Source organism: Bradyrhizobium arachidis (genome assembly GCF_024758505.1).
Classification (GTDB): domain Bacteria; phylum Pseudomonadota; class Alphaproteobacteria; order Rhizobiales; family Xanthobacteraceae; genus Bradyrhizobium; species Bradyrhizobium manausense_C.
This window is the reverse complement of sequence record NZ_CP077970.1, coordinates 7,958,147-7,977,892: the sequence shown is the minus strand read 5'-3', so window position 1 is coordinate 7,977,892 and position 19,746 is coordinate 7,958,147. Positions and strand designations below refer to the sequence as shown.

Sequence of the window (19,746 nt, the reverse complement as noted above, 5' to 3'; positions counted from 1 at the left end):
CGAGGGCCGTCCCGAGGGGCGGCCCTTTTCGCTTGCGGCGGCAGCCCCACCCTACAGTCCGCCAATCGCGTCATCGTCGCCGATTTGCCCGACGTCTCAGATGGTTCGGCGAATCCACCGCGCATCGCGCCTGTGGCTGCCGGCTACTGTGCATGGGGTTGTTTCGATGCTCTGTGTCCGGCGCGGCAATTCGAGCCGGTCACGCCTCAGGTCCGTGCGATGATCTCGCGCTCGCCGCGGTGAACGGAGAGGTCGCGCGCGACACCGGCGCGGCGGCGCACCAGGAATTTTGGACGGCGGTCGCGGATCGCGTTGCGGCGGCGACGGCGCGGTGCGGGATCGCGCCTGGCTTCGTCGAGCTGGGGCAGCGCGAAGATCTCGCTCCACATTGCCCAGGCGTTGACGATCTCCTCGCGGTCGGCGCTGACGCCGAGCGGTACCGAGAGCGACGGGTCGCGATGCACCAGCACCAGCGTCTGGGTCTCGTCGATGCCGCGCAGTGCGATGCCGATGAAGTCGCTGACGCGGACGTTGACCGCCATCTGCATGCCGCGCACGGCACGACGCAGCACGACGCGTTCGCGATGAAGCTCGATCTGCCTCGTGCATCCGTCGGCGCGCGGATCGTGCGCGTCGAAGCGGACCGGCAGAGAAAGAGGGTCGAGCCGCAGTGCGCGGCTCGACCCGGCGGGATTGATCCCGCTGTTGACTGTTTGACGCCTCACGGCTTTGTCTCCCCGCCGGGATTATGTTCCCGGTCGATACGCACGAGACTAGCGCGCCCCCTTCGGAATTGGCTTAAAAAGGCTGGTTAACCCGCAATGACCGTCGCGCATGATTGACAAGACCTTGGCTCGCATGATTGACGAGACGTTGCGCCAACCCTGAGAATCTGAGCTTTTGACGCAGGGAAAATGCTTGAAGTCCGCGGAAATAGGGCACATCTGGTAGTTCCGGCCCCGTCGCCCCGAACCCGCCCCTTCCCAACAGGATTTCGTTCGTGAACTCTTCACCATCGCCCGCATCGGCGCTTGCCGCCAAAGCCAATGCCGATTTGTTCGATCAGTCCGCGCTCTCCGATCTCGCGCAGCGGCTGGTCGATGCCGCCAAGCGTGCCGGCGCCGATGCGGCCGATGCGGTCGCGGTGCGCGGCATCTCGCAAGGCGTCGAGGTGCGCGACGGCCGCGTCGAGGAATCCGAGCGGTCCGAGGGCGACGATGTCGGCCTGCGCGTGCTGGTCGGCCAGCGCCAGGCGGTGGTGTCCACCAATGACGTCAGCGGCGATGCCGTGACGAATCTCGCGGAGCGCGCGGTCGCGATGGCGCGCGTCGCGCCCGACGACAAGTTTGTCGGCCTTGCCGATCCCGCGCTGCTCGCGCGCGATTTTCCCGATCTCGATCTGCTCGACCCGAACATTCCCGCGACTGCGGAACTCGAGCGCCGTGCGCTCGAGGCTGAAGCTGCGGCACTCGCCGTGAAAGGCGTGACCAAGTCCGGTGGCGCGTCGGCCTCGGCCGGCATCGGCGGCATGGTGCTGGTGACGAGCACCGGTTTTCACGGAACCTACCTGCGCTCGAGCCAGGGCATCTCCGCGACCGCGATCTCCGGTGAAGGCACCGGCATGGAGCGCGACTATGATTTCACCTCCGCGCCGCACGGCTCCGATCTGTTGTCGCCCGAGACCGTCGGCCGTTCCGCCGGCGAGCGCACGGTGGCGCGTTCCAATCCGCGCAAGGTCGAGACCTGCAAGGTGCCCGTCCTGTTCGATCCGCGGGTTGCGGGCTCGCTGGTCGGCCATCTCGTCGGCGCCATCAACGGCGCCTCGATCGCACGCAAGACCAGCTTTTTGAAGGACAAGCTCGGCCAGCAATTATTCGCCAAGAACATCCGCATCATCGACGATCCCTTGCGCCGTCGCGGCTTGCGCTCGCAGAGCTTCGATGCCGAAGGCGTCGCGGTGAAGAAGGTCGCGCTGATCGATGAAGGCGTGCTGACGACGTGGCTGCTGGATTGCGCGACCGCGCGCGAGCTCGGGCTTCAGACCACCGGCCACGCCCATCGCGGCGTGTCGTCCTCGCCCTCGCCCGGGCCGTACAATCTGCACCTCGAGGCCGGCAGCGCCAGCCCGGCGGAGTTGATGTCCGACATCAAGCAGGGCTTTTACGTCACCGATTTGATCGGCTCGGGCGTCAACGGGGTCACCGGCGACTACAGCCGCGGCGCTTCCGGTTTCTGGATCGAGAACGGCAAGCTGACCTATCCCGTGAGCGAGGTCACGATCGCGGGCCATCTGTTCGAGATCTTCAAATCGATGCAGCCGGCCAACGATCTCGAATTCCGCTACGGCGTCAATGCGCCGACGGTGCGCATCGAGGGGCTGACGCTTGGCGGCCGCTGACGCGAACTCCTTGGACGAGAAAATCTTGACGCGCGACGCCGCCTTGTTGAAGGCGGCGGTGCGCGAGGCCGGCAGCCTCGCGCTGTCGATGTTTCGCACCGAGCTGAAGAAGTGGACCAAGGGCGCGTCCTCGCCGGTCTCGGAAGCCGACATCGCCGTCAACGACCTCCTGGAGACGCGCCTGCGCGGTGCGACGCCGGACTATGGCTGGCTGTCGGAGGAGAGCGCCGACCACGCGGCGCGGCTGTCGCGGCGGCTGACATGGGTGGTCGATCCCATTGACGGGACACGCAACTATCTCAATGGCCATGACGACTGGTGCGTCAGTGTCGCGCTGGTCGAAGATGCCTCGCCGGTCCTCGCCGCGGTGTTTGCGCCGACGAGCGGTGAGTTCTTTTTCGCAGCCCGCGGACAGGGCACGGTGCTCAACGACAAGCCGGTGCGGACGGCGCCGGGATCCGCGCTTGACTTCGCCCGCGTTGCCGGTCCGAAGCCGCTGGTCGAACGACTAAAGCCGTCACTTGAGCCATCACTTGGCGACATCAAGCTGCATCCGCGAATCGGTTCGCTCGCGCTGCGACTCTGCCGGGTCGCCCACGGCGCGCTCGATGCGGCTTTTGCGGGCGGCAACAGCCATGACTGGGACCTTGCGGCGGCCGATTTGATCGTGCAGGAAGCGGATGGTAGAATGAGCGAACTCTCCGGAGATCCCATCCTCTACAATCGCCGGGAAGTGGCGCACGGGGTGCTGGTGGCCGCTGGCCGCGATCGTCATGCAAGCATTGTCGCGCATTTTCGACAGCGCCCCTTGCCCTGACCGCAACCATCGTGCTTATCGAACCTGCTTGCCGGGCAGCCCGTTAGGAAAGAAACACGCATGCCAGATAGTGCCCCGCAGCAACAATTGCTCCATCTCGTCATCGGCGGCGAGCTCGTCGATCTCGAGCACAACACGTTCAAGAACCTTGACGACGTCGAGGTCGTGGGCCTGTATCCGAACTATGCCACGGCCTACACGGCCTGGAAGGCCAAGGCGCAGATGACCGTCGACAACGCCCAGATGCGCTATTTCATCGTCCACCTTCACCGGCTGCTCGACCCGGGCCAAGAATCCACCAACGAACCGAAGCCGGCGCGTTGAAGCGACTGCTTCGCAATACGCTGCGAAGCAGCTTCGTTCAGCGTGCCGTCGGTTTCCTGGCGGCCGAATGGCTGCGTCTGGTCTGGCGGACCAACAAGTTCACGTTCGATCCGCCCGACATCTACGGCCGCGTCGAGCCGCGGATACCAGCGATCTTCGCCTTCTGGCATGGCCAGCATTTTTTGACGCCGTTCATCAAGAACAAGGAGTCGTACCGGGCCAAGGTCCTGATCTCCAGGCATCGCGACGGCGAGTTCAACGCGATCGCCGTGGAGCGGCTCGGCATCGGCACCATCCGCGGCTCCGGCGACCACGGCGGGGCTTTCCACCGCAAGGGCGGGGTCGGGGCCTTCAGGGAAATGGTGCAGGCGCTCGCGGACGACTATAATGTCGCCCTGACCGCCGACGTGCCGAAGCGTTCGCGGGTTGCGGGTCTCGGCATCATCATGCTGGCAAGGGAATCGGGGCGGCCGATCATGCCTTTCGCGATGGCGACCAGTCGCTACATCCGGCTGAAGAACTGGGATCGCACCACCATCAATTTGCCATTTGGGCGAGGCGCATTGGTGGGAATCAAGGAAATCAACGTCCCGCCGGACGCGGATGCCGCCACCATGGAGGCCCTGCGCCTGGAGCTGGAAGAGACGCTGAACGAAGCGACCCGCCGCGCCTATGCCCAACTCGGCCGCCCGGAACCGGATTATGCCTAATTCGCTGCCGATGACGCTGCGGGTCTATCAGCACTTGGCCTCCGGCCTCGTGCCGCTGGCGCCTGCGCTGATCAAGCGGCGGTTGAAGCAGGGCAAGGAAGACCCGGCGCGGGTCGGCGAGCGACGTGGCCTCTCGCAGGACGTGCGGCCGCACGGGCCCCTGGTGTGGATTCACGGCGCGAGCGTCGGCGAGGTGCTGGCGGCGGCCGCGCTGATCGAGCGGCTGCGCGAGCTCAATCTGCGCATCCTGCTCACCTCGGGCACGGTGACCTCGGCCGCGGTGGTCGCAAAACGCTTTCCGCCCGACGTCATCCATCAATACGTGCCCTACGATTCCCCGCGCTACGTCGCGCGCTTTCTCGATCACTGGAAGCCGTCGCTGGCGCTGTTCATCGAATCCGACCTGTGGCCGAACCTGATCCTCGCAGGTAGCGCGCGGCGGCTGCCGATGGTGCTGATCAACGGGCGGATGTCGCCGCGCTCCTTCCCGCGCTGGCGCCGGGTCCAGGGCACGATCTCGGCGCTGCTGTCGCGGTTCGACATCTGCCTGGCACAGTCGCGCACCGACGCCGAGCGCTTTTCCGCCCTCGGCAGCCGCAACGTCGTCACCACGGGTAATCTCAAGCTCGACGTCGCCGCCCCGCCGGCCGATCCCGTCAAGCTCGAGCGTCTCATGGCGATGACACGGGGACGTCCGATCGTGGTTGCGGCCTCGACCCATCCGGGCGAGGAGGAGATGCTGGTCGCAGCCCATCGCAGCCTCGCCGGCTTCTTCCCGTCGCTGCTCACCGTGATCGTGCCGCGGCATCCCGATCGCGGCTCGTCGATCGCGGGCCTGATTACCGCCTCGGGCCTCAAGCCCGGCCTGCGCTCGCGCGATGAATTGCCGACCGTGGCCACCGACGTCTACGTCGCCGACACCATGGGCGAGCTCGGCCTGTTCTACCGGCTGTCGCCGATCGTTTTCATGGGGGGATCGCTGATCCCGCATGGCGGCCAGAATCCGATCGAGGCGATCAAGCTCGGAGCCTCCATCATCCACGGCCCGCACGTCTTCAATTTCACCGACGTCTACGAGGCGCTCGACGGCAGCGGCGGCGCGCGTCAGGCCGAGACGCAGGAGGCGCTGGTGAAGCAGCTCGGCCAGTTGCTGGCCGATCCCGCCGTGCGCGAGACCATGCATCGCGCTGGGACCGGCGTGGTCGACCGGCTCGGCGGCGCGCTGGACCGCACCATGACCGCGCTCGAACCCTATCTGCTGCAGCTCCGCATCGAGATGGGAGCCGCCAATGCGTGAGCCGGCCTTCTGGCACCGGCCACGTTCGCTCAAGTCGCATTTCCTACGGCCCCTCGGCGCGCTCTATGGCGCGATCGCCGAACGCCGCATGCTGCGCGAGGGCATCGACGCCGGCATCCCCGTGCTCTGCGTCGGCAATTATCACGTCGGCGGCGCCGGCAAGACGCCGACCGTGCTGGCGCTGACCAATCTGCTGCGCGAGCTCGGCGAGACGCCGGTCGTGCTCAGCCGCGGCTATGGCGGAAAATTACGCGGCCCGGTGATGGTCGATGCCGAACGGCACACCGCTGATGATGTCGGCGACGAACCGCTGATGATGGTGCGCAACGTGCCGGTCGCGGTCGCGCGCGACCGCGTCGACGGCGTGGCGCTCGCCAAATCGCAAGGCGCCACCGTGATCCTGATGGACGACGGCTTTCAGAATCCGGGTGTCATGAAGGATGCCTCGCTGATCGTGATCGACAGCGAGCGTGGCCTTGGCAACGGCAAGGTGTTTCCGGCAGGCCCCCTGCGCGCGCCGCTCAGGGGGCAGCTCTCTCGCACCGACGCGCTGGTCGTGATCGGCGACGGTCATGCCGCGGACGGCATCGCCAGTGAGATCGCTTCGCGCGACAGGCCGGTGTTGCGCGCGCGCCTGAAGCCGGATGCCGAGTCGCTCGAAAAACTGTCGGGCAAGCGCGTCCTCGCCTTCGCCGGCATCGGTGATCCCGAGCGATTCTTCAGGACATTGCGGGCGAGCGGGGTCGAGATTGTCGGGAGCCGCGCTTTCGCTGACCATCACCCGTATTCGGAGCGCGAAATCCAGGATCTGTCAGTAGACGCCAGCCGCGATGGGCTAACGCTGGTGACGACGGAGAAGGACCTTGCTCGAATCCATGGCGGCGACGGGATGCTACCCTACGTGCAAGGAGTCGTGCCGTTCAAGGTGACGCTCGAATTCGACGATGCCGCAAAGCTCCGCGACTTCGTCGCCGATCGCCTGTACAAGGCGCGGGAGAAAAGGTTCAGCGCGCGCTGATCAGCCCTGCGGTTTCGGCGCGCCGGGAAAATGCCGTTGCAGCACGGCGCCGGGATGGGCGTAGGCTTCCTGCAAATCCACGCTCCAGTATTTCAGCTCGTCGAGCGGAATCCGCGTGTCGGTCACCGCGCAGCGAACGAAGGTCCCGGGCGAGATCACGCGGAAGTCCCCGTCGAGATATTGCACCTGCGCTTCGCCATGGCCCGAGGGGCCGAACTTGTTCAGCACGGTCAGAAGTCTCCGCTGCGCCCGGTCCACGGGCCTGATGTGTTGCTGCCGATCTAGCATAGATAGGGTGGCTTGTCCGCCCGTTAAACCCACCGATTTGTGATGTTTTGCGGGCGTTCGTGCGTGATAGGGCTGCGCGCCGAGGGATCGCTGCTCCCGGTCCGTTCCTGATCCGGTCTATTCGATGCGTGTTCCGTCAACCCTTCTCGTCCTCTCGCTGCTGATGTCGTCGGCGCATGCGGCTTCGCCGGCCGCGCCGCAGGCGGTCGAGATTATCGCAGGCTCCACCACGCTGCATGCGCAACTCTACAAACCCGCCGGCGACGGCCCGTTTCCGACCGTGATCGCGCTGCATGCGTGCGGCGGCCTCGGCGGCCGCTCCGAGACGGTGCTGCCGCGTTATCGCGACTGGACTGAGGAACTGCTCAAGGCGGGCAACGCCGTGCTCTGGCCGGACAGTTACGGCTCGCGGGAGTTCGGTCCGCAATGCCGCGTCAAGGAGGTGCGGGTGAAGGCGCGGCGCGAACGCGTCGCCGACATCGTCGCGGTGCGCAGCTGGCTGTTGCAGCAGACCTGGGTGGCGCGCAACCGCATCAGCCTCATCGGCTGGGCCAATGGCGCGAGCGCGGTGCTCTGGGCCGTGCGGCCGCAAAATCTGGCGCGTGACGCACAGCCGGACTTCCGTGCCGCTGTCGCCTTCTATCCGGACTGCCGCATCTCGGCCGGGCTCGGCTGGAGCACGCGGGTGCCGACGCTGGTCCTGATCGGCGCCAAGGACGACGTCTCCTCGCCGCCGGCGTGCCGGCAGATGGTCGACGGCGCGCAGGGCCGCAGCGCGCTCGCGCGCATCGTCGTCTATCCCGGCGCCTATCATGATTTCGATCGCGCCAACCTGCCGCTGCATGCGTCCGCAAGCAGCAACGACACTGCTGCGCCCGACCGCGGCCATCTCGGCTCCGACGCAGAGGCGCGTGCGGATGCGCAAAAGCAGGTCGCGGAGTGGCTGGCGCGGTGAGGGCGGTTCCGGTGTAGTCGCGCGCGAAGCGGGGCCGCCCGAGGAACAACGTCTGAGCGGACAGCCCCGCATCGCCACCGCCCTGCACAGGTCGTCATGGCCGACGCCTCGAGTTACGGCGCGGGCGATCCGCCAGTTTCAGCATCCGCCTGTCATAGTTCGACCATGATATCAGTTAAACGGCGTCTGATGCGAAACCGCCTCATGCTGCTGTCGTCCGCGCTCATCCTCTTCACCGTCGCGCTTCTGCTCTACGAAGCGCACGCCGGAGTTCCCGTGGAACATTGCGGCTTCTGGACCACGATCGACGCGGGATTGTCCTGCCGGTAGGCGAGCGCGCATTTCTATCACCGTCACCCCCGCGCAATGGCGAAGCCATTGTCGCTGGAGGCAGCCGCTTCTTCAGCGGCCCTCGAAGGGCGACGGCCCGGCTGCAGCCCGGGCGTTCATCCTTCGAGGCTCCCCATGCGCCGCCTTCGCGCCGCATGGCTCGCACCTCAGGATGACGGGATAGATCGGCAAAGTTTGTTCGCTAGAACAACGTCCCCTGATCCACCGGCTTCGCCACGCGCTTCGGCGCGGGCTTTGCCTCGCGCGAGGCTGCCGGCTTCGGCTGCGTCGCCGGGCGCGGCTCCGGCCGATCGGCATCCGTCGTCGCCGCCACGCGTCCGTCGGCGAACTCGATCTCCAGCCGTGCCGCGGGACCGACGTTATCGGCCGAATGCAGGGGATGGCCGGCCTCGTCGCGCACCAGCGCAAAGCCGCGTGCCAGCACGCCGCGATAAGACAGGGCGGAGAGCAGCTTGCCGCTGTTCTCGACGCGCGCCTCCAGCCGTCGCAGCAGCGTCAGCAATGCGCGGTTGGCGCGCTCGGCCAGCCGGTGCGTGCGCTCGCGCTGGCGGGCGATCGCGTTGCGCTGCGCCTGCGCATTGGAAAGTTTTGAGGCGCGCAGGCGCACTTCGAGCCCGGCAAAGCGGTCGCGTCGCCGATGCAGCAGCGCGCGCGCGGACAGGCCGAGCCGCTCGCCGCACACCGTCAGCCGATGATCGGCCTGCGCGATCTGGCCGTGCAGCACGCGCAATGTCAGCTTTGCACTGGCCGCGGTAAACCTGCGGAAATGCGCATGCGTGTTGGCCTTGAGGCTGCGGGGCAGCGACGCGCCTGCGGAGTCCAGCCGTTGCCGTGGGATCGCCAAAAGATCGGACGCCGCCGGCAGCGCGCGCGCGGCGGCGCGCAGCTCACTGCGGCGGCTCTCTTGGGCACGCTGCCAATAGGCGCGCGTGCGCCGCGCAAGATCGGCGACCTCGACGAACAATTCGCTGCGCACCGGCACGGCCATCTCGGCCGCGGCCGTCGGCGTCGGCGCGCGCTTGTCGGCGGCAAAGTCGATCAGCGTGATGTCGGTCTCGTGGCCGACCGCCGAGATCAGCGGGATCATGCTCTCGGCCGCGGCGCGGACCACGATCTCCTCGTTGAACGACCACAGGTCCTCCAGCGAGCCGCCGCCGCGGGCCACGATCAGCACGTCCGGCCGCGGAATCTTGCCGCCCTCGGGCAACGCGTTGAAGCCGCGGATGGCGCCGGCGATCTGTTCGGCCGAGCCTTCGCCCTGCACCTTGACCGGCCACACCAGCACGCGCCGGGGGAAGCGGTCCTCCAGCCGATGCAGGATGTCGCGGATCACAGCACCCGTCGGCGAGGTCACCACGCCGATCACCTCGGGCAACCAGGGCAGCAGCTGTTTTCGCGCTTCGTCGAACAGGCCTTCGGCGGCGAGCTTCTTCTTGCGCTCCTCCATCAGCGCCATCAGCGCGCCGATGCCGGCCGGCTCCAGCGCCTCGATCACGATCTGGTATTTTGAGGAGCCGGGATAGGTGGTGAGCTTGCCGGTGGCGATGACCTCAAGACCTTCCTGCGGCTTGAAGCGCATGCGGCCGTGCACGCCCTTCCAGATCACCGCCTCGATCTTGGCGCTCTCATCCTTCAGCGCGAAGTAGCAATGGCCGGACGAGTGCGCGCCGCGAAAGCCGGAGATCTCGCCGCGGACCCGCACATGCCCATAGGTGTCCTCCACCGTCCGCTTCAGGGACAGCGACAGCTCGGAGACGGTGAATTCGGGCGTATTGAGCAGGGGTTCCGCTGAAGGCATCGGCAACCGATTCGGCTTTTTGGGGTCGGGAGCGACGTTAAGGATTTTCGCTCCCAAGCGCCAATCCGGGGGGTTGATTGGAAGAGTACTCTGTATTATAGAGTTCTCTAGAAACTCCAGGATGAGGGAGAGTGAGCCATGGCGATCCGGTTGCTGCGAGGCGTGTTGAACGGCCTGAAATGGGCCCTGGTTGCGGTCGGCGGCGTGGCGCTGATCCTGGCCGCGATGATCGCAACGCCGTTGCAGCGGCCGCCTGAGCTGAAATCGGTTTCCGACTCCGTGAGGGCGGTCGACTTCTCGACCATGCCGGCGCTCGAACGCTTCCAGGCCCGCGACGGCACCTGGATCGGTTTCCGCCACTATGCCCCGAACGGGCCGGCGACCGGTCGCGGCGCGGTCTTCATCCACGGCTCGTCCGGCTCCAGCGCCACCGTCAACCACGCACTGACTTATGCGATTGCCGCACGCGGCGTAGAGACCTGGGCGCTCGACATGCGGGGCCACGGTGCTTCCGGCACGCGCGGCGACATCGGCTATGTCGGCCAGCTCGAGGACGACCTCGTCGATTTCGTCGCCTTCCTGCGCAGGACCGCGCCGGATCTGCCGCTGACTTTGATCGGCCATTCCGCCGGCGCCGGCTTCTCGCTGCGCGTCGCCGCAACCCCGATCATGCAGGATATGTTCGTGCGCACGGTGCTGCTCGCGCCTTATCTCGGCTATGACGCGCCGACCAACCAGCTGCATTCCGGCGGCTGGGCCAATGCCGACATCCCGCGCCTGCTGGGCCTCGCGGCGCTGCGCAAGCTCGGCATCGACTGCTGCGCGCAGCTTCCGGTGCTGGCGCTCGCGGTGCCGCCGAATTCGGCAAAGATCCTCGTCCCCACCTATTCCGATCGCCTGATGCGCAACTTTGCGACGCGCGGCTATCGCCTCGACTTCCCCAACGCGACGCGTCCGATCACGATCTTCGGCGCCGCCGAGGACGAGATGATGATATCCGCCAAATATGCCGAGGCCGTGCAGGCCATCAAACCGTCTGTTGACGTCAAGCTGATCGACGGCATCAACCACATGGGCATCGTCACCAACCCGAAGGCGATCTCCGTGATCGCCGAGGACGTGGCAACGCGCGGGGCAGGGCAGTCATGATCGACAGCAAGCAGGCCACCGAGGCGCTGGCCGATATCGACGATATCGTCCGGCGCGTAAAGCAATCGCAGCTCTATGAGCTCGCGAGCATCGGCGCCGTCTGGTGGGGCGTCCTGGTGTTCGCCGCCAATCTCGTGACCTGGCTCTGGCCGATCTATGCCGTCTACGCCTGGCCCGCCGTAGATATCCTGGGCGTCGGCGGTCTGGTTGCGCTCCGCGTCTTCAATCCGCCGAGTCACCCCAAGGGTGCCGGCATCGGCATCAGGATGATCCTGATGTTCGTGCTGTTCTTTGCCTTCGGCTACCTCTGCACCGATGTCATCGCCCATTTCGGTCCGCGTCAGTTGGGCACGTTCTGGCCGATCTATTTCATGCTGTTCTACACGATGGCGGGGCTCTGGTTCGGCTATGCCTTCGTCGCGATCGGGCTCGGCATCTCCGCGCTGACACTGATCGGCTTCTTCTATATCGGCGAGGCCTTTCCGCTCTGGATGGCCTTCGTCAATGGCGGCGGCCTGATCCTCGGCGGCCTCTGGATGCGGCGGATCTAGCGCGATGGCCGAGCTCGACGACATCATCCACCAGCCGCTGCGGCTCAAGATCATGGCGGCGCTGAACGCGCTGCCCGTGGCCGCCGGGCTGGAGTTTTCAAGGCTGAAGAAACTGACCGGCGCCACCGACGGTAATTTGGGCGCCCATATCGAGACGTTGGCGAAGGCCGGCTACGTCTCGGTGGAGAAGGCTTTTGTCGGCAAGAAGCCGCAGACCACGGTGACCGCCACCGCGACCGGCCGCGGCGCCTTTGCAAGGCATGTCGCGACGTTGCAGGAGATCATTGCGGGGAAGCAGACGTAGTTTTCCCGTCATTCCGGGGCTCGGCGAAGCCGAGAACCCGGAATCTCGAGCCGCGAGTCAAACAATGTCGAGATTCCGGATCGGCGCGAGGGCGCGCCGTCCGGAATGACCGAGGATTGGGGATCAGCCCCCCCTTGAGACGCGCCCGGATTCGTGCGACCGACGCGTCCAACACCTCCTCATTTCGAGCCTCTTATGCACATTCTCCTGCTCGGTTCCGGCGGCCGCGAACATGCTCTCGCGTGGAAGATCGGGGCGTCCCCTCTGGTGACCAAATTCTGGTGCGCGCCCGGCAATGCCGGCATGGCGCGCGAGGCCGAATGCGTGGCGCTCGACATCGCCGACCATGCTGCCGTGATCGACTTCTGCAAAAAGAATGCGGTCGAGCTCGTGGTGGTCGGCCCCGAGACGCCGCTCGCCGCCGGGATCGTCGACGATCTCTCAGCCGCCGGCATCAAGGCGTTCGGCCCGAACAAGGCGGCGGCCCGGCTCGAAAGCTCCAAGGGCTTTACCAAAGCGGTGTGCACCGAGTTCGGCATTCCGACGGGCGCCTACAAGCGCTTCACCAATGCCAAGGACGCGCTTGCCTATATCCACACCCAGGGCGCGCCGATCGTGGTCAAGGCCGATGGCCTTGCCGCCGGCAAGGGCGTGGTGGTTGCAAAGACCATGCGCGAGGCGGAGGACGCCATCGCCATGATGTTCGACGGCGCCTTTGGCGAAGCCGGCGCCGAGGTCGTGATCGAGGAATTCTTGCCGGGACGCGAGATCAGCTTCTTCGCGCTTTGCGACGGCGAGACTGCTATCCCGCTCGCCTCCGCGCAGGACCACAAGCGCGTGTTCGACCATGACGTCGGCCCGAACACCGGCGGCATGGGGGCCTATTCGCCAACGCCGCTGGTGACGCCGGCGATCCACGACGCGATCATGGCAAAGATCATCCTGCCGACGGTCGCCGGCATGAAGCAGCGCGGCACGCCGTTCCGCGGCATTCTCTATGCCGGCATCATGCTGACGACGCAGGGCCCAAAGCTGTTCGAATTCAACGTCCGCTTCGGCGATCCCGAGTGCCAGGTGCTGATGATGCGTATGATGTCGGACATCGTACCGGCGCTGCTCGCCGCCTGCGACGGGGAGTTGCAGCATTTTGACCTGCGCTGGTATCCGGAGTCCGCGCTCACCGTCGTCATGGCGGCCAAGGGCTATCCCGGTGACTACGAGCGGGGCACCCTCATCGAGGGGCTCGATGAAGCGGCCAAGGTCGAGGGCGCCGAGATCTTCCATGCCGGCACCATCGCCAGGGAAGGTACGATCCTCGCCAATGGTGGCCGCGTGCTCAATGTCTGTGCGCTCGGGAAGACCGTGACCGAAGCCCAGTCGCGCGCCTATCAGGCCGTCGATCGCATCAACTGGCCCGACGGTTTCTGCCGCCGCGACATCGGCTGGCAGGCGGTGGAGGCGGAGAAGGCCGGACGCTGATTGTCGTTCCGGACGGCGCAAAGCGCCGATCCGGAACCTCGAGGTTGTCTGGCGCTGGCGTTTCCCTACATCGAGATTCCGGGTTCGCGCTAACGCGCGCCCCGGAATGACAGTTGAGAGGATGGGTGTCATGTCCGATCTCGTCGACCTCTACCCGGGCTTCGCCTCTGAATGGATCAACACCTCCTCCGGCCGCATTTTTGCGCGCGTCGGCGGCAAGGGCCCGCCGCTTCTCCTGCTACACGGCTTCTCCGAGACACATGTGATGTGGCATCGCGTGGCACCGCAGCTTGCGGACAAGTTCACGCTGATCATCGCCGACCTGCCGGGCTATGGCTGGTCCGACATGCCCGAGAGCGACGCGCAGCATCTGCCCTACAGCAAGCGCGCGATGGCCAAGGCCATGGTGGAAGCCATGGAGCAACTCGGCCATGTCCATTTCGCGCTCGCGGGGCACGACCGCGGCGGGCGCGTGTCCTATCGCCTGGCGCTCGATCATCCCGGCCGGCTGTCACGCCTCGCGGTGCTCGATATTTTGCCGACCTATGATTACTGGGAGCGGATGAACCGGGCCTATGCTCTGAAGATCTATCACTGGACGTTTTTGGCGCAGTCCCATCCGCTGCCGGAGACGCTGATCGCGAGCAATGGCGAGTTCTTCCTGCGCTTCAAGATGGCGAGCCAGACCAAGTCGAAGACGCTGGATGCCATCGACAAGCGCGCGCTCGAACACTACATCGCCCCGTTCCGCGATCCCGCGCGCATCCATGCAATGTGCGAGGACTATCGCGCCGGGGCTTATGTCGACTACGAGCTCGACAAGGCGGATTTCGAAGCCGGGAAGAAGATCACGATTCCAATGCTGGCGCTGTGGGGCGGGGCAGGCGTGGCGCAAGCCGCAGCCACGCCGCTTGATACCTGGAAGCAATGGGCCACCAACGTTGGGGGCATGGCGGTGGACTCGGGGCATTTCCTGACGGAGGAGAATCCGGAGGTGACCGCGAAGGCGCTGCGCGAGTTTTTCTCGGCTTGACCCCGGCCGCCCAGACGCAGTCACATCATGGTAATGGTGACGCGAGCTACGTTGACCGAGAGCCCCGCACCCAACTTGGGGCCGCGAACCACCAGGACAACGCCCTTCGCGTTTCGCAACCGAGCGACGCCAGCCCCTCCCACGAGGGCACCGCCGGCTCCGATCGCAACATAGTCGCCAGCCAGATCATCGGGACTGCGCAAGTTCCTGGCTTGTCCATTCAACTCGCTGATCGTTTGCGTCAGCGTCGCGCCGAAACTCGCGCCCGAGACCACGAATGGATACGTCTTTCCGTGGAGTGTGAGCGTGCCCTTACCGCCACCGATGCCCACGACAAGGCCCGCCGTGCCGAACACAACACGCACGGTGCCAGTGTCCGCTTGCGACGGATTGACCAGCGCCATCCACGCCGCGAGCGCCAAAACCGCAGCCGCAATCACACTGCGAAAGTCACGCATGTCCCTGCCTCCCGATGAGTGACGATCATACTCACGCCCGGAAAAAGAGTGGGAGTTTGAGATAGATCAACTCACCCGTCCGGCTCGACCGGCGAGATTCCACGGATGATTGCTTCTGGCCGTTCCAGAACGCGCCGCGACGCGGCTGTAGACCAGACACGCAACGGACCCCATGGAAATTCAGGCAACCCTTCCCGGCAAAGGTCGAGACCTCCGTCTCGATCTGCTTCGCGGACTGGCGAACTGGATGATTTTCCTGAACCACATGCCGGGCAATGTCGTGAGCTGGATCACGACCAGGAATTACGGCTTCAGCGATGGAGCTGATCTGTTCGTTTTCATTTCCGGCTATACCGCTGCGTTCGTCTACGCGAAATGGATGGTGAACCACGGTTTCGTCGTCGGTGCCACGCGGCTGTTCAAGCGGGTTTGGCAGCTCTACGTGGCCCACATCGTGCTGTTCGTCGTCTACCTGGCCACGATCGGATTTGTTGCTGACCGATTCGACAGCACCACGATCATCCACCAGTTTAATGTCGCGGGTCTCATCGAAAATCCGTTCCAGCTACTGTGGCAGGGTTTATTGCTGAGGTTCAAGCCGCTGAACCTCGACGTGTTGCCGCTCTATATCGTGCTGATGGCGCTGTTCCCGCCGGTCTTGTGGATGATGTTGCGCAAGCCGGACCTGACGATGATTGCGTCTCTCGTGCTCTACGTCGCGGCTCGTCAATTCGGATGGAATCTGCCGGCTTATCCTGCGGGGGTCTGGTATTTTAACCCGTTCGCCTGGCAAGCTCTGTTTGCGTTTGGCGCATGGTGTGCCCTCGGCGGAATCAGGGGCCCCCGGTCTGCAATCATCGGATCGCCCGTAGTGCTCTACGTCGCTATCGCTTACCTGTTGTTTGCTCTCTTGATGACCATGGCCGGCCGGTTCTCCGAGTTCGGAGATCTGTTTCCGAGATGGCTGTTCGACGCGTTCAATCCGAACGACAAGTCCAATCTCGCGCCGTATCGTTTCCTGCATTTTCTCGTGATCGTCTACCTCGTGGTCCGGTTCATACCGAAGGACTGGCCCGGCCTGCAGTCGCGGGTATTTTCTCCGGCGATCAAGTGCGGACAGCAATCGCTGGCGGTGTTTTGCGTCGGCATCTTCCTGTCTTTCATCGGCTATATCGTGCTGATCCTGAGCAGGGATGCCTTGCTGATCCAGATCATCGTAAGCGCGGCAGGAATCGCAATCATGACCGCCGTGGCGCGTTATGTCTCCTGGTCGAAGAAGCAGGACAAGCTCCCGAAGGATGTTGCCGTCTCCCGGCCTTCCCTGCGAACTGAGGAAGCCTCCAACCAGTTCACTCCGAAGCCACTGTAATCGAATCGATGCGCCCGCAAGAGCGGCCTGTCCCCCGGGGCCCTTGACGACACGCCCCTACCGTCGCTCCCGGAAAAACTCCCGCAGCAGCCTTGCCGCCTCGCTCTCGCCGACCGCGGAATAAACCTCCGGCGCGTGATGGCAGGTTGGGGAGGCAAAGAAGCGCACGCCGGATTCCACTGCGCCGCCTTTGGGGTCGGCCGCGCCGTAATAGAGGCGCCGCACCCTTGCAAAGGAGATCGCGCCCGCGCACATGGTGCAGGGCTCAAGGGTCACGTAGAGGTCGCAGTCCACCAGGCGCTCGCTGCCGATCTTTTTGGCGGCCTCGCGGAGCGCGAGGACCTCGGCATGGGCGGTCGGGTCGTGGTCGGTCAGGGTCCGGTTGGCGGCCGTGGCGATGACCTCGTAATCCCGGACAACCACGCATCCGATGGGAACTTCGCCCGATTTTCCGGCGTTTTCGGCCGTTTTGAGCGCCAAATCCATGAAAGAGGGGGCAGTCTTGCCTCGTATCATCCCCAGAAACCTGCTAGTAGCTGCGCCTTCAGCAAGAGTAGATACCGGTTTTGCCTGAGCATGCGGCTCGAAACGAGCGCGCACAATGCCCTTTTGGCCGGCCCGAAGTGAGATTTTCTAATGCCCCGCGACAACGACAAAGACAACGATTCCTCGCGCGGCCGGCGCGGCCCGCCCAAGGGGGCATCCAAGGGACGGTCTGGCAAAGCGCGTGGCCCGGAGAAGAAATTCGCCAAGCGCGGCTTTGTGGGCAAGGGTGAGGGTGACGCGCGCTCGCCGCGCGGCGACCGCGACAGCCGTCCGTTCCGCCGCCGCGAGGACGGCGACGCGCCGCGCCGCGACTTCAGCGATCGCAAGCGCGACGCTGGCGACCGGCCGCGGTTCAAGCGGGACGACCGCCCGCGCGAGGATCGCGGCGACCGGCCGTTCAAGCCGCGCGGCGACCGTCCGAATTTCAATCGCGACGACAGGCCGCGTGCGGAGCGGTCCTTTGCCGATCGTTCGTCACGTGACGGCGAGAAGCGCTCCTTCAAGCCGCGCGGCGATCGCCCGTCCTATGGACGTGATGATCGTCCGCCGCGCAGGGATCGCGACGAGTCGCGTCCCGCCAGCCGCTTCGGCGACAAGAAGTTCGGCGACAAGCGGCCCTCGCGGGATGGCGAGAAGCGGCCCTATACGCCGCGCGGTGAACGCTCCGACCGGAAGTTCGGCGACGACCGCAAATTCTCGCGCGATCGCGACGATCGCGGTCCGCGCCGCGACTTTGGCGATCGCAAGCCGAGGCGTGAGTTCGAGGGCAGGGACCGCGGCGACGAGAAGCCCTGGCAACGGCGCGACGCGCGGCCCCGCGATGATCGCGGCGGCGAGGACCGTCCGCGCTTTTCTCGCTCGCGCGACGATCGCGCATCCGGCGATCGTCCGTTCCGCGATCGGCCCAAATTCGACCGGCCGCGTCGCGACAATGATGGTGAACGTGGCGGGCGCGGCGGTGACCGTCAAAAATTCGATCGGCCGCGGCGCTCCGAAGGCCGCAGCGACTGGCACGAGCATCCGCGCAGCGAAGGCCGCTTCGCCGATCGTCCGCGCCGCGACAATGAGGACGACAGCAGGATCTTCGAGAAGCGCCCGGCCTTTGGCGGCCGCGGCGCCTATCGCGAGCGCGACCGCGATTTCGACGGACGGCCCCGCCGCGACGAAACGCCGAAGCCGAAGAAAGCGGGCGAGCGTATCGCAAAGGTGCTGGCGCGTGCAGGCCTGGCCTCGCGGCGCGATGCCGAGGCGATGGTCACGGAGGGCCGTGTCACCGTCAACGGCCGCGTCATCAACTCGCCGGCGCTCGACATCACCAAGAACGACGTCGTTCTGGTTGACGGCAAGCCGTTGCCGGAGCGCGAGCGCACGCGGCTGTTCCTCTATCACAAGCCGCGCGGCCTGATGACGACGCATGACGACCCCGAGGGGCGTCCGACCGTGTTCGACAATCTGCCCGAAGGCCTGCCGCGGCTGATCTCGGTCGGCCGGCTCGACTTCAACACCGAAGGCCTGTTGCTGCTCACCAACGACGGCGGCCTGGCGCGTACGCTCGAACTGCCCGACACCGGCTGGCTGCGCCGCTACCGCGTCCGCGCCCATGGCGACGTCACGCAGGCGCAGCTCGACGAGCTGAAGAACGGCATCGAGGTCGAGGGCGTGAAGTACGGTCCGATCGAGGCGACGCTGGAGCGCGACCAGGGCGCCAACGTCTGGCTGGTGTTCGCGATCCGCGAAGGCAAGAACCGCGAGGTGCGCAACGTCTGCGCCCATCTCGGGCTCGAGGTGAACCGGCTGATCCGCGTGTCCTACGGCCCGTTCCAGCTCGGCGAGGTGCCGGAAGGCCAGGTCGAGGAGATCAAGTCGCGCGTGCTGCGCGATCAGCTCGGCGACAAGGTGATCGAGAAGTCGGGCGCGCAGTTCGACGTCCCCTCGAAATCAAGCGATGCCGACGCACCGCGCGAGAGTAAGTCCAAGCGCGCCGTGATCGCCGATCGCAAGGGTCGCCGCGTGCTGGTGCAGCGCACCGGCAGCGACGAGGCGCGCGAGCGCAACGAGCTCGAGGCCAATGGCTACGGTCCGCCGCGCCGCCCCAAGCGCGGCTATCACGGCAAGCGCGATATCACGCCGCGGGACGACGAGTAGCATGCGCGTCGTCGGCGGCCGATTGAAGGGGCGCAATCTGGCCTCGCCGTCCTCGCGCGACATCCGCCCTACGGCGGATCGCCTGCGCGAGTCCGTGTTCAACATCCTGGCGCATGCCTACGACGATCCGATCACCGACGCGCGCGTGCTCGATCTCTTCGCCGGCACCGGCGCGCTCGGCATCGAGGCGTCGTCGCGCGGCGCGAAGTTCACGTTGTTCGTCGACAACGGTGCGGAGGCCCGCGCTCTCTTGCGCAACAATGTCGAGTCGCTCGGCCTCGGCGGCGTGACCAAGGTGTACCGCCGCGACGCCACCGATCTCGGCCCCGCGCATCCCGTCGAGCCGTTCTCGCTGGTGTTCCTCGATCCGCCCTATGGCAAGGGTTTTGCGGAGAAGGCGCTGGTCTCTTTGCGCGACGGCGGCTGGCTCACGCCGGGCGCGTTGCTCGTGGTCGAGGAGGCCAAGGCCGCGCAGTTCGCGGCGCCTGATGGCTTCGAGGAGCTGGAGCGGCGCGCTTATGACGACACGGAGTTTGTGTTCTTGAAGCTTTCGTAGGGTGGGTTAGCCCCGCGGCTGCGCGAAGCGCAGTCCGCGCGGCGTAACCCACCTCTTTACTCTCCGCAGAGACAGAAGCGGTGGGTTACGCCTTCGGCTAACCCACCCTTGTATTAGCCCGATCGCTTATATTGAGCCGTTCCGTGAGGAATGGCCCAGCCCGGGTGGCCGCCCGAGCTGGGCCGCCGTTCGATCGGATC

General features: G+C 65.8%; 21 protein-coding genes. 16 read left to right on the top strand and 5 right to left on the bottom strand.

Going from position 1 to position 19,746, the window contains the following annotated elements; translation table 11 throughout:
* Positions 1-206 precede the first annotated feature (206 nt).
* Positions 207-725 carry a DUF6101 family protein gene (locus KUF59_RS37005; RefSeq protein WP_212460489.1) on the bottom strand — a complete coding sequence of 173 codons (519 nt, stop codon included), beginning with the start codon at positions 723-725 and terminating at the stop codon, positions 207-209.
* 275 nt (positions 726-1,000) lie between these two features.
* Between KUF59_RS37005 and KUF59_RS37000 the strand changes: the two genes are divergently transcribed.
* From KUF59_RS37000 to lpxK, 6 genes are read left to right on the top strand one after another with little or no spacing between them, the layout of a single operon-like run.
* Entirely contained in the window at positions 1,001-2,398 is a 1,398-nt protein-coding gene (locus KUF59_RS37000) for a TldD/PmbA family protein (RefSeq protein ID WP_258767856.1), read from the top strand.
* Positions 2,385-3,215 carry a 3'(2'),5'-bisphosphate nucleotidase CysQ gene (locus tag KUF59_RS36995; RefSeq protein WP_212460491.1) on the top strand — a complete coding sequence of 277 codons (831 nt, stop codon included), beginning with the start codon at positions 2,385-2,387 and terminating at the stop codon, positions 3,213-3,215. Before KUF59_RS37000 ends, KUF59_RS36995 begins: the two co-directional genes overlap by 14 nt.
* Before the next feature lie 60 nt (positions 3,216-3,275).
* Positions 3,276-3,539 (top strand): DUF4170 domain-containing protein, encoded by a 264-nt coding sequence (locus tag KUF59_RS36990; protein ID WP_212460492.1) that lies wholly within the window; start codon positions 3,276-3,278, stop codon positions 3,537-3,539.
* Positions 3,536-4,249, top strand: coding sequence for a lysophospholipid acyltransferase family protein (locus KUF59_RS36985; protein ID WP_212460493.1), 714 nt, complete (start codon positions 3,536-3,538; stop codon positions 4,247-4,249). The genes KUF59_RS36990 and KUF59_RS36985 overlap by 4 nt, the downstream gene beginning before the upstream one ends.
* Complete coding sequence (locus KUF59_RS36980; protein WP_212460494.1) at positions 4,212-5,546, top strand: 3-deoxy-D-manno-octulosonic acid transferase; 1,335 nt, start codon at positions 4,212-4,214, stop codon at positions 5,544-5,546. The genes KUF59_RS36985 and KUF59_RS36980 overlap by 38 nt, the downstream gene beginning before the upstream one ends.
* On the top strand, positions 5,539-6,564 hold the full coding sequence (lpxK, locus tag KUF59_RS36975) for a tetraacyldisaccharide 4'-kinase (RefSeq protein ID WP_212460495.1): 1,026 nt from the start codon (positions 5,539-5,541) through the stop codon (positions 6,562-6,564). The genes KUF59_RS36980 and lpxK overlap by 8 nt, the downstream gene beginning before the upstream one ends.
* Here the strand turns inward: lpxK and KUF59_RS36970 are convergent, their stop codons facing one another.
* Positions 6,565-6,792 carry a DUF2093 domain-containing protein gene (locus KUF59_RS36970; RefSeq protein ID WP_212400405.1) on the bottom strand — a complete coding sequence of 76 codons (228 nt, stop codon included), beginning with the start codon at positions 6,790-6,792 and terminating at the stop codon, positions 6,565-6,567.
* 184 nt (positions 6,793-6,976) lie between these two features.
* Here KUF59_RS36970 and KUF59_RS36965 point away from each other — a divergent pair, with 184 nt between their 5' ends.
* Together KUF59_RS36965 and KUF59_RS36960 are read left to right on the top strand one after the other, a co-directional pair.
* Positions 6,977-7,807, top strand: a complete 831-nt coding sequence (locus KUF59_RS36965; protein ID WP_212460496.1) for a dienelactone hydrolase family protein — start codon at positions 6,977-6,979, stop codon at positions 7,805-7,807.
* A gap of 204 nt (positions 7,808-8,011) precedes the next feature.
* Positions 8,012-8,137, top strand: a complete 126-nt coding sequence (locus KUF59_RS36960; protein WP_258767855.1) for a hypothetical protein — start codon at positions 8,012-8,014, stop codon at positions 8,135-8,137.
* A 202-nt stretch (positions 8,138-8,339) separates the two neighbouring features.
* On the opposite strand, the gene xseA is transcribed toward KUF59_RS36960, so the two are convergent.
* Positions 8,340-9,956: an exodeoxyribonuclease VII large subunit gene (gene xseA, locus KUF59_RS36955; RefSeq protein WP_212460497.1), complete on the bottom strand. Its 1,617-nt coding sequence runs from the start codon at positions 9,954-9,956 to the stop codon at positions 8,340-8,342.
* Between the two features lie 138 nt (positions 9,957-10,094).
* Between xseA and KUF59_RS36950 the strand changes: the two genes are divergently transcribed.
* The 5 genes from KUF59_RS36950 (at position 10,095) to KUF59_RS36930 (ending at position 14,472) form a co-directional block, all read left to right on the top strand.
* Positions 10,095-11,105: an alpha/beta hydrolase gene (locus tag KUF59_RS36950; protein WP_212460498.1), complete on the top strand. Its 1,011-nt coding sequence runs from the start codon at positions 10,095-10,097 to the stop codon at positions 11,103-11,105.
* Positions 11,102-11,656, top strand: a complete 555-nt coding sequence (locus KUF59_RS36945; RefSeq protein WP_212460499.1) for a hypothetical protein — start codon at positions 11,102-11,104, stop codon at positions 11,654-11,656. Before KUF59_RS36950 ends, KUF59_RS36945 begins: the two co-directional genes overlap by 4 nt.
* Before the next feature lie 4 nt (positions 11,657-11,660).
* Complete coding sequence (locus KUF59_RS36940) at positions 11,661-11,960, top strand: winged helix-turn-helix domain-containing protein (protein WP_212460500.1); 300 nt, start codon at positions 11,661-11,663, stop codon at positions 11,958-11,960.
* 195 nt (positions 11,961-12,155) lie between these two features.
* Positions 12,156-13,439, top strand: coding sequence for a phosphoribosylamine--glycine ligase (gene purD, locus KUF59_RS36935; protein WP_212460501.1), 1,284 nt, complete (start codon positions 12,156-12,158; stop codon positions 13,437-13,439).
* A gap of 130 nt (positions 13,440-13,569) precedes the next feature.
* Positions 13,570-14,472: an alpha/beta fold hydrolase gene (locus KUF59_RS36930; protein ID WP_212460502.1), complete on the top strand. Its 903-nt coding sequence runs from the start codon at positions 13,570-13,572 to the stop codon at positions 14,470-14,472.
* A 20-nt stretch (positions 14,473-14,492) separates the two neighbouring features.
* Here KUF59_RS36930 and KUF59_RS36925 read toward each other — a convergent pair whose 3' ends face one another.
* Positions 14,493-14,930: a hypothetical protein gene (locus KUF59_RS36925; RefSeq protein ID WP_249140549.1), complete on the bottom strand. Its 438-nt coding sequence runs from the start codon at positions 14,928-14,930 to the stop codon at positions 14,493-14,495.
* A gap of 172 nt (positions 14,931-15,102) precedes the next feature.
* On the opposite strand from KUF59_RS36925, the gene KUF59_RS36920 reads away from it, so the two are divergent.
* Positions 15,103-16,299 carry an OpgC domain-containing protein gene (locus tag KUF59_RS36920; protein ID WP_212460503.1) on the top strand — a complete coding sequence of 399 codons (1,197 nt, stop codon included), beginning with the start codon at positions 15,103-15,105 and terminating at the stop codon, positions 16,297-16,299.
* 57 nt (positions 16,300-16,356) lie between these two features.
* On the opposite strand, the gene KUF59_RS36915 is transcribed toward KUF59_RS36920, so the two are convergent.
* A complete protein-coding gene (locus tag KUF59_RS36915; protein ID WP_212460504.1) occupies positions 16,357-16,815 on the bottom strand; it encodes a nucleoside deaminase in 459 nt (152 codons plus the stop codon).
* Between the two features lie 120 nt (positions 16,816-16,935).
* Here KUF59_RS36915 and KUF59_RS36910 point away from each other — a divergent pair, with 120 nt between their 5' ends.
* Together KUF59_RS36910 and rsmD are read left to right on the top strand one after the other, a co-directional pair.
* Positions 16,936-18,990, top strand: coding sequence for a pseudouridine synthase (locus tag KUF59_RS36910; RefSeq protein WP_212460505.1), 2,055 nt, complete (start codon positions 16,936-16,938; stop codon positions 18,988-18,990).
* A gap of 1 nt (position 18,991) precedes the next feature.
* Complete coding sequence (gene rsmD, locus KUF59_RS36905; RefSeq protein WP_212460506.1) at positions 18,992-19,546, top strand: 16S rRNA (guanine(966)-N(2))-methyltransferase RsmD; 555 nt, start codon at positions 18,992-18,994, stop codon at positions 19,544-19,546.
* Positions 19,547-19,746 lie beyond the last annotated feature (200 nt).